At 59.5% G+C, this 13,120-nt stretch carries 11 protein-coding genes; 3 read left to right on the top strand and 8 right to left on the bottom strand.

The features are described from left to right. Positions 1–73: 73 nt before the first annotated feature. Positions 74–1,363 carry a DNA polymerase IV gene (locus tag AC13QE_RS08730; RefSeq protein ID WP_183872337.1) on the bottom strand — a complete coding sequence of 430 codons (1,290 nt, stop codon included), beginning with the start codon at positions 1,361–1,363 and terminating at the stop codon, positions 74–76. Positions 1,364–1,446: 83 nt separating this feature from the next. Between AC13QE_RS08730 and AC13QE_RS08725 the strand changes: the two genes are divergently transcribed. After that, positions 1,447–2,025, top strand: coding sequence for a GNAT family N-acetyltransferase (locus AC13QE_RS08725; RefSeq protein WP_488483371.1), 579 nt, complete (start codon positions 1,447–1,449; stop codon positions 2,023–2,025). A 17-nt stretch (positions 2,026–2,042) separates the two neighbouring features. Here the strand turns inward: AC13QE_RS08725 and AC13QE_RS08720 are convergent, their stop codons facing one another. Both AC13QE_RS08720 and AC13QE_RS08715 read right to left on the bottom strand, forming a co-directional pair. After that, a complete protein-coding gene (locus AC13QE_RS08720; protein ID WP_488483370.1) occupies positions 2,043–2,690 on the bottom strand; it encodes a hypothetical protein in 648 nt (215 codons plus the stop codon). 2 nt (positions 2,691–2,692) lie between these two features. Beyond that, positions 2,693–3,001: a DUF3572 domain-containing protein gene (locus AC13QE_RS08715; protein WP_112337507.1), complete on the bottom strand. Its 309-nt coding sequence runs from the start codon at positions 2,999–3,001 to the stop codon at positions 2,693–2,695. A gap of 131 nt (positions 3,002–3,132) precedes the next feature. On the opposite strand from AC13QE_RS08715, the gene AC13QE_RS08710 reads away from it, so the two are divergent. Both AC13QE_RS08710 and AC13QE_RS08705 read left to right on the top strand, forming a co-directional pair. Further along, a complete protein-coding gene (locus AC13QE_RS08710) occupies positions 3,133–3,504 on the top strand; it encodes a response regulator (RefSeq protein WP_041677854.1) in 372 nt (123 codons plus the stop codon). 16 nt (positions 3,505–3,520) lie between these two features. Continuing rightward, positions 3,521–4,894, top strand: coding sequence for a PleD family two-component system response regulator (locus AC13QE_RS08705; protein ID WP_132716373.1), 1,374 nt, complete (start codon positions 3,521–3,523; stop codon positions 4,892–4,894). An 817-nt stretch (positions 4,895–5,711) separates the two neighbouring features. Here the strand turns inward: AC13QE_RS08705 and rpmG are convergent. The 5 genes from rpmG to topA form a co-directional block, all read right to left on the bottom strand. Further along, positions 5,712–5,879, bottom strand: a complete 168-nt coding sequence (gene rpmG, locus AC13QE_RS08700) for a 50S ribosomal protein L33 (RefSeq protein WP_003547442.1) — start codon at positions 5,877–5,879, stop codon at positions 5,712–5,714. 96 nt (positions 5,880–5,975) lie between these two features. After that, positions 5,976–7,160, bottom strand: coding sequence for an MFS transporter (locus tag AC13QE_RS08695; protein WP_015339542.1), 1,185 nt, complete (start codon positions 7,158–7,160; stop codon positions 5,976–5,978). A 306-nt stretch (positions 7,161–7,466) separates the two neighbouring features. Further along, a complete protein-coding gene (locus tag AC13QE_RS08690; RefSeq protein WP_015339543.1) occupies positions 7,467–7,922 on the bottom strand; it encodes a DUF983 domain-containing protein in 456 nt (151 codons plus the stop codon). A gap of 32 nt (positions 7,923–7,954) precedes the next feature. Then, positions 7,955–10,237: a ribonuclease R gene (gene rnr / locus AC13QE_RS08685; protein ID WP_488483726.1), complete on the bottom strand. Its 2,283-nt coding sequence runs from the start codon at positions 10,235–10,237 to the stop codon at positions 7,955–7,957. A 92-nt stretch (positions 10,238–10,329) separates the two neighbouring features. Continuing rightward, positions 10,330–12,999: a type I DNA topoisomerase gene (gene topA, locus AC13QE_RS08680; RefSeq protein ID WP_488483725.1), complete on the bottom strand. Its 2,670-nt coding sequence runs from the start codon at positions 12,997–12,999 to the stop codon at positions 10,330–10,332. Positions 13,000–13,120 lie beyond the last annotated feature (121 nt).

Below are 13,120 nucleotides of genomic sequence, written 5' to 3'. Positions count from 1 at the left end.
GAATCGCGCGCGTCGTTCAATTATTTGCGGCGCAGCCAAAAATCACCATCTGGTGACTTATGCTAAATAATTGTTATTTTTGGTTTTTGTCGCCGAACGTGTAGCCGGTTTCGACTGTCTTATTGCCGAATTTTTCTCGGAGCTTGTCCATGGCTGCTTCCGCAGCGGCCCGTCGCATGGCCTGAACGTCGATAAGATCGGGCGGATCTGCGCGCCCGGCATCGCCAAGATCGGTAACCCCGATGCCAATGAGACGGAATTTCGTGCCGTCGGTTTCAGGTTCGAGCAGCCGCAGTCCGGTGCGGAAAATCCGGTCCGCGAGTTGGGTTGGGTCCTCCAGCCGACGATTGCGCGTGCGGATCTTGAAGTCTGCGGTCTTCAGCTTCAGCACGACCGTCTGGCCGGCAATGCCGCTGCGCTTCAGACGCCGGGAAACCTTCTCGGAGAGATCGCGCAAGATCGGCACGAGATCTTCATGGCGCCAGATGTCTTCGAAGAAGGTGGTTTCGGAAGACACGCTCTTCGCCGCTTCATTGGGATGCACGGTTCGGTCGTCGATCCCGCGCGAGAGACGGAAAAGCCGCTGGCCAATGACGCCATAACGGCGCATGAGGTCACCTTCCTCCATGGCCTGCAACTGGCCGATGGTGCGAATGCCGTCGCTTTCGAGCGTAGCGGCAAAGGCCTTGCCTACTCCCCAGATGGTGGTGACCGATCGTGGCTCCAGGAAGGAGAGCGCCTCTTCCTTGCCAATGACGGAGAAGCCTCGCGGCTTCTGCAGGTCGGAGGCAACCTTGGCGAGGAATTTGCAGTAGGAAAGGCCGACGGAGATGGTGATGCCGACTTCCTGCTCCACGCGCTTGACGAACTTGGCGAGGATGCGCGCCGGCGGATCGTGATGCAGCCGCTGCGTGCCCTCTAGCTCGAGAAAGGCCTCGTCGATCGAAAGCGGCTGCACCAGCGGTGTCAGGTCCTGCATCATCGCACGGACCTCGCGGCCGACGCGCACGTATTTCTCCATGTTCGGCCGGATGACGACGGCCTGCGGGCACGCTTCCAGCGCCTTGAACATCGGCATGGCGGAGCGCACCCCATGGATGCGGGCGATATAGCAGGCGGTGGAGACGACGCCGCGCTTGCCGCCGCCGATGATGACGGGCTTATCGGCCAACTCCGGATTATCACGTTTCTCGATGGAGGCATAAAAGGCATCGCAATCGATATGCGCCAGCGTCAGTGCGTAGAGTTCCCGGTGGTAAACGAGGCGAGGGCTTCCGCAGCTCCGGCAGCGCGTGCGCGTCGCCGATTGCTCGCTCAAGCAATCGCGACAGAAGCCGGAGATCTTGTCGGGCGCATGGGTCATCGAGTGAGAACAAAAATTGAACATCGCCACTTTATGATCTAAGCTCGCGAGTCTCAAGCTGGAAAACTGCCGGGGAGGCGCGAGTGCAGAACTTAATCGTGCAGGCATTGACGCCGGATCGCTGGGGCGATTTCGAGACACTGTTTGGACCAAGCGGTGCCTGCTATGGCTGTTGGTGCACTCATTTCCGTGTCGCGACATCGCAGCGCAAGACGATGGATGCGGCAGCAAAGAAGCAGTTGATCCAGGAGCGAATCTCGGCTGGGCCGCCGCCCGGTCTTCTAGGCTACATTGATGGGCAACCGATCGCCTGGGTGCAGGTTGGTCCGCGTGCAGAGCTGCCGCAATGGAACTCGCCGAAAACGGTGTCTCGTCCGCTCGATCCAGCCGATGCGGAAGACAGCACTGTTTGGGCGGTAAGTTGCTTCTTCATAAATTCGAAGGATCGCGGCAAGGGATATAGCCATCGCATGCTGTCGGAGGCCGTGAATTTCGCCCGTGCTTCCGGCGCGCGACTGCTGGAGGGCTGCCCGATCGAGCGTACGAAGCAGTCGAAATCGGTCGGTCTCTATGTCGGCTCGCAGCGCATATTCGAGGCCGCCGGATTTTCTGAAGTTGCGAAGCGGAAGGACGGCAGGCCTTTGATGCGTCTCGCTCTTTGAGGGTAGGTTGGATGACGTCAGCGTGTGATGTGAGCCTGGATCAGCGGTGCTGCCTGGCCCCATTCATTGGCTTGCGGAATGCCAGCGGCGACAGCGGGCGCCATGCGGTGAACGATGGAGGCCGGTTTCAGATTGATGAGGAGGCATCCCGGAACATATTCGCTGACCGAATGCAGGTTGTGGGCCATGTCATCGACGAAGGCGACGGGCATTTCGCGCTGTCGATGCAGCGAGCGTACGATCGGCCCCTTCGGCTTCAGCGACGCGAGCAACGGATAGTCAAGCTCAAGCCTGTCGAGGAGCCGCCGCCTCTGCTCCCAGAACTGCGGCGGCATGGCTGTCAGGAAGACGATATCGGCATCTTTCGAAAAGGTGGCGAGCGTGTCCACCACGCGATCGAAAGGCGTCTGCCATTGCTCCTGCACCTCGAAGAACGCCTCGATCAGCCGGCGGACATCCTTTTCTTCCAGCACGGAGCCATCGGCCTTGGAAACGATGTTGCCCGTCAGCCGGAAGGAGCGCGGCAGGAATTCATGGCCTTCGGCGTCGATGAAGGCCAGGAAAGGCGCAAAGAAATGCAGAACAACGTCATCGACATCGCAGACGATCAATGGCCGTTCTTGCAGCCGGATATGCGATACGTCGAATTCGATCGGGGCATCCATGATCAGTATTCTCCGGAGGCAAGGCCGGGCGGCGAAAAATGCGCCGAGGCGGCGGCGACGGCCTCCGGTGGAATGCCGCTGGCCTCGCAGAAGGCCAATAATGTCGGTTCGTGGTTCATGAGGAAATCGAGCATGCCAGCAAGAAAGGCGGGCTCGTTGATGGCGTTGCGCACCTGCGCCGGCTCCACGCCGGTGAGCGCCAGGAAGCGGCCAAACATATCGGGTTCATTGGCGAGCCAGCCGAGTACGGCAATAGCAGTCTCTTGCGGGTTGGCCGCGCTCTTCTTCGGGTTCTTGAAGTTACTTTGCATTTTGAGGGGTGAGTTACCTATTTTTCAACCAAATGCCGGTAATTTGCGATTCAACTATTTCTGGAATCGGTTCCTCGCGACCCTATATTTCGAGAGAATGGATGCAATACCGGATGCAGGGGCAGCGTTCCATGGCTAAGCAGGTAATGATTGTAGAAGACAATGAGCTGAATATGAAGCTCTTTCGCGACCTGATCGAAGCCTCCGGCTATACAACGATCCAGACCCGCAATGGCATGGAAGCGCTCGATCTCGCGCGCAAGCACCGTCCAGATCTGATTCTCATGGATATTCAGCTGCCGGAGGTCTCCGGTCTGGAGGTCACCAAGTGGCTGAAGGAAGACGACGACCTGCACATGATCCCCGTAATCGCAGTCACGGCCTTCGCCATGAAGGGCGATGAGGAGCGCATTCGCCAGGGTGGCTGCGAGGCCTATGTCTCGAAGCCGATTTCAGTGCCGAAATTCATTGAAACCATTAAAACCTATCTGGGCGACGCCTGATGATGGGGAGCAGCTGATGACCGCACGCATCCTGGTAGTCGACGATATTCCGGCCAACGTAAAGCTTCTGGAAGCGCGGCTGCTTGCCGAATATTTCGAAGTGCTGACGGCTGAGGACGGCTTGAAGGCGCTCGCCATTTGCGCGAGCACGCAGGTCGATCTGATCCTCCTCGATATTATGATGCCCGGCATGGACGGCTTCGAAGTGTGCGAGCGCCTGAAATCCGATCCCCGCACCGCCCATATCCCGGTCGTCATGGTGACGGCGCTCGATCAGCCTGCCGACCGTGTGCGCGGCCTCAAGGCCGGTGCCGACGATTTCCTGACCAAGCCCGTCAATGACCTCCAGCTCATCTCGCGCGTCAAGAGCCTGCTTCGCCTCAAGACATTGAGTGATGAGCTGCATATGCGCAACGAGACCGCGCGCAACTTCGGCATCGGCGATCTGATGCGCTCCGGAGAAGGCCGTTCCGAGGAAGCCGGCCAGGTGCTGCTGGTCGATGGCCGCGCCAATTCGCAGGAGCGGATTATCCGAACGCTGAAGCCGATTGCCCAGGTCATTGCGATGTCCGATCCGCAGGCGGCTTTATTCGAAGCGGCCGAACGGCCGTTCGAGCTGGTGATCGTCAATTCTAATTTCGACGATTACGATCCGCTGCGGCTTTGCTCGCAGCTGCGCTCGCTGGAGCGTACGCGCTTCCTGCCAGTGCTGCTGGTGACGGAGCAAGGGGCCGATGACATGATCGTCCGCGCGCTGGATCTCGGCGTCAATGATTATATCGTCCGGCCGATCGAGCCGAATGAGCTCGTGGCCCGCTGCCTCACGCAAATACGCCGCAAGCGCTATAACGACCGTCTGCGTGCCAGCGTACAGCAGACGATCGAGCTTGCCGTCACCGACGCGCTCACCGGCCTGCACAACAGACGCTACCTCGACAATCACTTAAAGGTGCTTTTTGATCGATCCCTGGCACGGGGCAGGCCGCTTTCGATTCTGATCACCGACATAGACCGCTTCAAGACCGTAAACGACACCCATGGTCACGATGCCGGCGACGAAGTTCTCAAGGAGTTTGCCGCACGGATCCGCTCAACCGTGCGCGGCGCCGATCTTGCCTGTCGTTACGGAGGTGAGGAATTCGTGGTCGTCATGCCGGATACGCCCGCCGATATCGCCGCAGGCGTCGCAGAACGTCTACGTGCTGCGGTAGAAAATATGCCTGTAAAACTACGCGACACTGGTGTCGCGCTTAACATTACCGCATCCTTCGGAATTTCGTGCCGTTTGGAGACGATCGATACCCCGGAGCAGTTGATGAAACAGGCCGATCTTGCGCTTTACGAAGCCAAAAGGGCAGGCCGCAACAGGGTCGTAGCTTCAGCCGCATAGGGGTAAACGGCCGAAACTGGCAGTTACCCGTCAATACTGAGGTAGCTTCCAGGTTTTGAATCGCGATTCAATTCTTTCCGTTCTTTATCTCACCTCCACAGCCACTTGAGTTCTGGTGCAAAGAAAATAAGAATACTTATACTTTCGATTTTGGAATAAGTTCTCGCTTTCTGCCCAAGGCCGAAATATTCGTATTATATTACTATATGTTTTTATCTTGTTCATGGCTTGGTGATCAGGTGGGAGCTGGAAGGCGGGGGCTTGATTGAAACTAAATTGAATATTCAATTTTACTTTAGTATCTGTAGTATATCTTTTCTGTCGAGAGAGGATATCTCCATTTATTCTTGGTAATTTCTTGACAATTTTTTGTTAATGCTATCGGGCATTCTTTTCCATCAAAGTGATGAATTTTAACCATCCGGGCAGACAGGTATTTTTATCATTAAGAATTTGTTGATTTCCTTTTGATTTCGCGCGAGTTTAGTCCCGTATACAGACAACCGATTAGGGCATCCGAGATACCCCATGATGCTCAGGTCCGCCGCATCTCCTGGGTCGTGGGGTCGGTCGGCTGGCAGGCAGAAGATAACGGTTCCTCGTGCCGTTTTGCAGGCTAGCCGGCCCCCATTCAAAACGCCGCTCTTCATTTCTGAAGGGCGGCGTTTTTCTTTTGCGATGCTGGCAAGGCATTGTTCGGCTGAGGCGTTTCCAACCGCTGTTGCAAAATCGGACGGCGATCGAGATGAGGTTTATAAAATAAAAAAAGGCGCCAACCCGAAGGTCGCGCCTTTTTGTAACCTGAAGTTTAGGAAACTTACTTGATCTTCGTTTCCTTGAACTCGACATGCTTCTTAGCAACCGGGTCGTACTTCGTCTTCGTCATTTTGTCTGTCATCGTACGGCTGTTCTTCGTCGTGACGTAGAAGAAACCGGTGTCGGCCGTCGACAGCAGCTTGATCTTGATGGTGGTAGCCTTGGCCATGGTCGTCCTGCCTTTAATAAAAATGAACGCCGTGGACGGCCTGTGCGGAGGTCCACGGCGAATTCTGGCGCGAAAATACAAATCGCGCCCGAAAAGTCAACCTCTGTTGCCCATGAAAAGCAGTCGTATCCCCGAAAGCAGGACATAAAGGCCGAAGAAAAACGCCACGGCCCAGGCAAAGCCGCTGGGATTGGCGAGATCCATGGCCGTGCCGACCGTCGGCGGCCCGAGGACCATACCGACGGCGTAACAGAAAACGAAGGCCGCATTGGCGGCGACGAGATCGACGCCGGTCAATCGCGTGCCGAGGTGACTGAGGCCGACCGTATACATACCGGAAACGCAGCCACCCCAGAAGAGCAGGATGATGGCAAGAATGATCCAGTTCGATGACAGCGACGGTAGCAGGAGCGCTCCCACAAACCCGATCGTGGCCATGATCGACAGCAGCGGCCGCTTGTCCCGCATGCGGTCGGCAAGCAGCCCGAGCGGGATCTGGAATACGAAGTTGCCCACACCCATGACGGTCAGCAGCAGTGCCGCCTGTGATTCGTTGAAACCGAGGCGGGTCGCATAGCTGGTGAAGAGCGATCCGCCGCCGACGGTAACCGCGCCAAACACGAAGACCGCAGCCGTCGCCGTCGGCACGAGGAAGATGTAGCGCACGAAATGCAGTTCCGGCTTCTCGTCGACGATCGGGCTCTCGTTTCGCGCAATGAAGATCGGGATGGCAGCGGCCAGGATGATGCAGGCGCCGATGAGGAAGGGCATCAGGCCTTCGCTGCCGACGACGGAAAAGACGAGGGGGCCGGCCGCAAATCCCAGAGAGAAGACGGTGGAATAGAGACCGAGTACGAATCCGCGTTTGGAAGGCGGCGAGGCGGCGTTGATCCAGAATTCCGACAGGATGAAGAGCGTTGTCGTCGCCCCATGGAAGACGATACGCAGCGGAAACCACAGAAGCAGATTTTCTGCATAGTAGAAGCCGAGCGAGCTCAGAGCCGATAGGAAAACCGCCCAGATCATTGTTTGCACGACGCCGAAGCGATGCGCGAGCTTGGTCGTGACGACCGCTGCCAGCATCGAGGCGACGCCCATCATGGCCGTGTTGAGGCCGATGAGGCTCGAGGGAACACCGCGCTTTTCGAGAATGATGCTCAGAAGCGGCAGTCCCAGCCCGATGGCAATGCCAACGGCGGATACGGAGGTAATGGCTGCGACGAGCGAAGGCCAGTGAATTTCTTCGACATGGCCGGCCTTGTCGTTCGTCGGTTCAAGCATAAAAAAATCCCTGGGGCATGAGGCGTGCGAATCGATCGCAATGTGGAGCACAGGAAGCCACGGCTCGGCCAAATTCAGGTGACGGGTCGGCTTTCATGTGATCGATCACACCCTCCGGAGTAGTCCCTATGACGCGCGGCATGTTCAGACAAGAAATGCTGCTCATGTCAAGCGTTTGCCGGTAAAGCAGTTCGCCTGAAGCACGATTAAGCGACAAAAGTTCTGCAGTTTCCGATATAGAAGCGCAATGCGCGGAAGCAATCTCTGCCAACGATAGAGACCGGCGGCATGAACCGGATAGCATGGTCACGACCGGCCGTTTCCTTGATCCCATTCCTCTGGGGTGTCGTCATGGCCACCAAAGCCATGCATGCGCAGCGCCCATTGCAGGCCGATGACGCCACCTTTGATCGGCTGGATGATGGCAAGGGCCGCGATAATGGTGATGGGTGCCCAAATGGCTAGATGCGCCCAGAGCGGCAGCTTGAAGGTCATATCCGTCAGCATATAGCCGCCGACGATCAGGTGGCCGAGAACCAGGATCACCAGATAGGGCGGCAGGTCGTCGGCTCGCTGATGAGAGATATTTTCATCACAGACCGCGCATCGGTCGACTGGCTTCAGAAAGGCGCGAAAGAGCTTGCCGGTGCCGCAGCGCGGGCAGCGGTTCAGCATGCCACGCAGGATCGAGCGTCCGAGCGGACGTTCGCTTTCGTCTGAGCCACCGAAGCGGATGGGGGAGTCGGATGGGCTGCCCGTCATGAATGCGCTTCCTCCGTGCCGACAGCCGTTCTTTACCTGCGGCCGCGCGGCGGTCTCGTGCCCGGCGCCTTGCGGGCCGGGTTCTTGTTGCGGCGGGCGGCCTTATGAAAGGAGCGCACCGCCGTCGGCATCGGCTTGCCATCGCTCAGCATTTCGAAGCGCAGCGCTCCGGCAAGCGGTACGGCTTCCGCTAGTCTTACCGTCACATCGTCGCCGAGACGATAGCCGAGCCCCGTTCTTTCGCCCGTCAGCGCCTGATGCGCCTCGTCATAGATGAAGTAGTCGGTGCCGAGCGTAGATATAGGGATGAAACCGTCGGCGCCATAGTCCGGCAGGGTGACAAAAAGTCCCGACTTGGTGACGCCGCCGACGCGCGCCTCGAACTCCGCGCCGACACGGCCGGCGAGGTGGTGGGCGATGAGCCGGTCCACCGTCTCGCGTTCGGCAGCCATTGCGCGGCGCTCGAAGGTCGAGATCTCGGCTGCGATATCGTCAAGCGAGCCTTCTTCCTCCGGCGTGATCGCACCTTCGCCGAGGCCGAGCGAGCCGACCAGCGCGCGATGCACGATCAGATCCGCATAGCGACGAATGGGCGAGGTGAAGTGGGCGTATTTCATCAGATTCAGGCCGAAATGCCCGATATTGTCGGGGCTGTAGATCGCCTGGCTCTGTGAGCGCAGCACCATCTCGTTGACCATGGTCTGATGCGCCGTTCCCTCGGTTTTCGCCAGAATGCCGTTGAAGCTGTTGGCGCGCACATTGCCGCCCTTGGCAAGCGAAATGCCGAGCGTCGCCAGGAATTCGCGTAGGATTTCCTGCTTGGCGAGCGTCGGGCCATCGTGAATACGGTAGATCAGCACCTGCTTGCGCTTTTCCAACGTCTCCGCCGCGGCAACGTTCGCCTGGATCATCATTTCTTCGATGAGCTTGTGCGCATCGAGGCGCGGCGGCACAAAGACACGATCGACGGTGCCATCCGGTTTCAGCAGGATCTTGCGCTCGGGCATGTCGAGTTCGAGCGGCTGGCGCCGGTCGCGGCCCTTTTTCAAAATCTCATAGGCGTGCCAGAGCGGCTTGAGGATCGGCTCCAGCATCGGTCCGGTCTTGTCGTCGGGCTGGCCGTCGATCGCAGCCTGCGCCTGCTGGTAGGAAAGCTTGGCAGCGCTCTTCATCATAACACGATGGAAGGTGTGGCCGGCCTTGCGCCCTTCCTTGGAGAAGATCATCCGCACCGCAAGGGCAGGTCGGTCGACGCCTTCCTTCAGCGAGCAGAGATCGTTGGAGATGCGCTCGGGCAGCATCGGCACGACGCGATCAGGGAAATAGACCGAATTGCCGCGCTTCAGCGCCTCGCGGTCGAGCGGCGAGTTCGGGCGCACATACCAGGAGACGTCGGCGATGGCGACGGTGACGATCACGCCGTCCGGATTGTCGGGCGAGGGGTCCATTTCCGCATAGACGGCGTCGTCATGGTCCTTGGCGTCGGCCGGGTCGATGGTGATCAGCGGCAGGCTGCGCCAATCCTCGCGATGGGACATGGTGGCGGGCTTGGCGGCATCGGCTTCCGCAATGACTGCGGCGGGGAAGACATGCGGAATTCCATGTGCGTGAATGGCGATCATCGAGATCGCTTTTTCCGAGGCGACGGAGCCGACGACAGATAGAACCTTGGCGCGCGGCAGGCCGAAGCGGCCGAGACGCGCCACTTCGACTTCGACTAGATCGCCATCCTTGGCGCCGCCGGTATAATCGGGGTCGATGACCATTTCCTCGCCGCGCCGTTCGATCGGCATCAGCCGCCCGCCGCCGCCCGGCGTTTCGCGGAAGACGCCCATGGAGGCGCCCTGCCGCTTGTCGATGACCTTGATGATGCGAGCCGTATAGGCTGGGCCGCCGCGATCGACGGCCGAGAAGATCTTCGCAAGAATGCGGTCGCCCATGCCGGCGACCGGCGCCTTGCCCTTACCGTTGCGGCCGGCCGGCGAGGAGGACTGCTTGATCATGACTGCGGGCGCGACGCCGTTTTCGTCGGCCCATTCGGCGGGGCGGCCGATCAGCATGCCATCCTTGTCACGGGTGGTGATATCGAGAACGGCAATCGGCGGCAGCGCGCCAGGGCGGATGAGCGATTTGCGGCTCTTCTGCACCATGCCTTCTTCTTCAAGCTCGCGCAGCAGTTCCTTCAGCGCGACGCGGCTCTCGCCCTTCAGGCCAAAGGCCTTGGCGAGTTCGCGCTTGGAAGCCTGTTGCGGATGATCGGCGATGAAGCGCAGGATGATCTCGCGCGGCGGCAGCTCGCCGTGGATAATTGCCATCATCGGCTCAGCGTTCTCGCCCCGCTTGGTCGCGCGACCAGACTTGCCGGGGCGTCGCTCCGACGATGAAATCCTACCGCGCGATTCCTTGCTCACTCTGCACTCTTCTTTTTCGCTGCCGTCTTGGCCGCTGGCTTCTTCGCAGCAGCTTTCGGCTTGGCAGTCGTTTTCGTGGCTTTTGCGCCGGCTGCCGCGGCCTTTGCCTTGGCGGGCGCCTTCTTGGTGGTGCCGCCGCTCTTGCCGGCCTTGGCTGCGATGAGAGCCAGGGCTTCCTCGACGGTGATCGCCTGCGGGTCCGTGCCCTTCGGCAACGTCGCATTGACCTTGCCCCAATTGACGTAGGGGCCATACTTGCCGTCGCGAACGGTGATCGACCCGCCGCCATCCGGATGCGCGCCGAGATCCTTCAACGCTGCGGGCGTCCCGCCGCGCGCTCCACCGCCTGCCTTGCTCTGCTTTTCGGCAAGAACGGTGACGGCGCGGTTCAGACCAACGGTGAAGACATCCTCGACGCTTTCGAGGTTGGCGTAGCTGCCGTCGTGCAACAGGAACGGTCCATAGCGGCCGATGCCGGAAGAAATCATCTTGCCGGTCTCGGGGTGCTTGCCGATGTCGCGTGGCAGCGAGATCAGCGCCATCGCCTTTTCATAATCGATATCCTCCGGCTTCCAGCCGCGCGGCAGCGATGCACGCTTGGCATCCTTGCCGTCGCCGCGCTGGATATAGGGACCGAAGCGGCCCGAACGCAGCGTCAGCTCTTCACCGGTCACCGGATCGGTGCCAAGCGCTTTCGGCTCGTTCAATCCGTTGGATTCGGCCTCTGCGCCGCCTTCCGACGAAAGCTGGCGGGTATAATTGCATTCCGGATAATTCGAGCAGCCGACGAAGGCGCCGTATTTGCCGAGCTTCAGCGAGAGGTTACCCGTGCCGCATACTTGGCAGATGCGCGGATCGCTGCCGTCTTCGCGCTTCGGGAAGACAAGCGGTGCCAGCGCATCGTTCAGAGCATCTAGAACATTGGTGACGCGCAGTTCCTTCGTGTCTTCGATCTGGGCGAAGAAATCGCGCCAGAAATCGCGAAGCACGTCCTTCCAGTTCAGCTCGCCGGCGGAGATGCGGTCAAGCTTCTCCTCCAGATCGGCCGTGAAGTCGTATTCGACATATTTGGTGAAAAAGCTTTCGAGGAAAGCCGTCACCAACCGTCCCTTGGCCTGCGGCACAAGCTTGCGCTTGTCGATGGTCACGTAATCGCGGTCGCGCAGGGTCGCCAGCGTCGCCGCATAGGTGGAGGGGCGGCCGATGCCGAGCTCTTCCATCTTCTTGATCAGCGACGCCTCAGAATAGCGCGGCGGCGGTTCGGTGAAATGTTGGGTCGAGTTGATCTTCTGCTTGGCGAGATTTTCCCGCGCGTTGATCTCGGGCAGACGGCCCCCTTCTTCGCTGTCGTCGCTCTGCTCGCCGTCTTCCTTCTGGTCGGTATAGGCGGCGATGAAGCCGTCGAAACGGATGACGGAGCCGACGGCACGCAGGCCCGCCTTCTTGCCGGCGTTGTCGGCCAGGATCTCGACCGTCGTACGCTCGATTTCTGCCGATGCCATCTGGCTGGCGATACCGCGCTTCCAGATCAGATCGTAAAGCCTGAGCTGATCGTCATCGAGGAACTTGCGGATACGGTCCGGCACGCGGTCGAAATCGGTCGGGCGGATCGCTTCGTGTGCTTCCTGGGCATTCTTTGCCTTGGTGGAATAGAAGCGCGCCTTTTCCGGCAGGTAGCGGTCGCCGAACTGGTTGGCGATGGCGTGGCGTGCCGCATCGATCGCTTCCGGCGCCATCTGCACGCCGTCCGTACGCATATAGGTGATGAGACCGACTGTTTCGCCGCCGATGTCGACGCCTTCATAGAGCTTCTGCGCCACCTGCATGGTGCGCGAAGCCGAGAAGCCGAGCTTCGAGGAGGCAGCCTGCTGCAGCGTCGAAGTAGTGAAGGGCGGGCTCGGATTGCGCTTGACCGGCTTCGCCTCGACGGTGTCGACGATATAGGAAGCGCCTTCGAGCAGCGCCTTTAGCTTGCCGGCCTCTTCGCCATTGCCGATCGCACGCGGCTGCAGGCGCTTGCCGTCGGCGGATACGAGGCGGGCTTCGAATTCGTCGCCGCGCGGCGTCTTCAGGATTGCCGAGAGATTCCAGTATTCTTCCGAGATGAAGCGCTCGATCTCGGACTCGCGATCGCAGACGAGGCGAAGGGCCACGGACTGCACGCGGCCGGCCGAGCGCGCGCCCGGCAGCTTGCGCCACAGAACCGGCGACAGGTTGAAGCCGACGAGGTAGTCAAGCGCGCGGCGGGCAAGATAGGCGTCCACCAGCGGCACGTCGATGTCGCGCGGCTCGGCCATTGCGTCGAGCACGGCTTTTTTGGTGATGGCGTTGAAGACGACGCGCTTCACCGGCTTGCCGTTGATGACGCGCTTCTTGTTCAGCACGTCGAGCACATGCCAGGAAATGGCTTCACCCTCGCGATCCGGGTCGGTCGCGAGAATCAGGCCGTCGGAGGTTTTCAGCGCGTCGGCTATGTCCTTGATGCGCTTTTGCGAGGCACCATCGACTTCCCACAGCATCTCGAAATCCTGGTCCGGCAGCACCGAGCCGTCTTTGGCGGGCAGGTCACGCACATGGCCGAAGGATGCAAGAACCTTATATCCGGGTCCCAGATATTTATTGATTGTCTTGGCCTTGGCAGGCGATTCCACCACTACAACGTTCATCATCAAGTCTCTGAATAAGAGGTCGCGCCGGTATAAGACGCGGGAGATACCGGGTTTTTCCGTCTTCCCGGCCTTCCGACATGGACAGGGAAATCGTCGCGGTCAAGAGGCTACTGCATAA

The organism is Martinezella sp. CNPSo 3957, from assembly GCF_057784395.1.
This window is presented reverse-complemented; position numbering and strand designations above follow the sequence as displayed.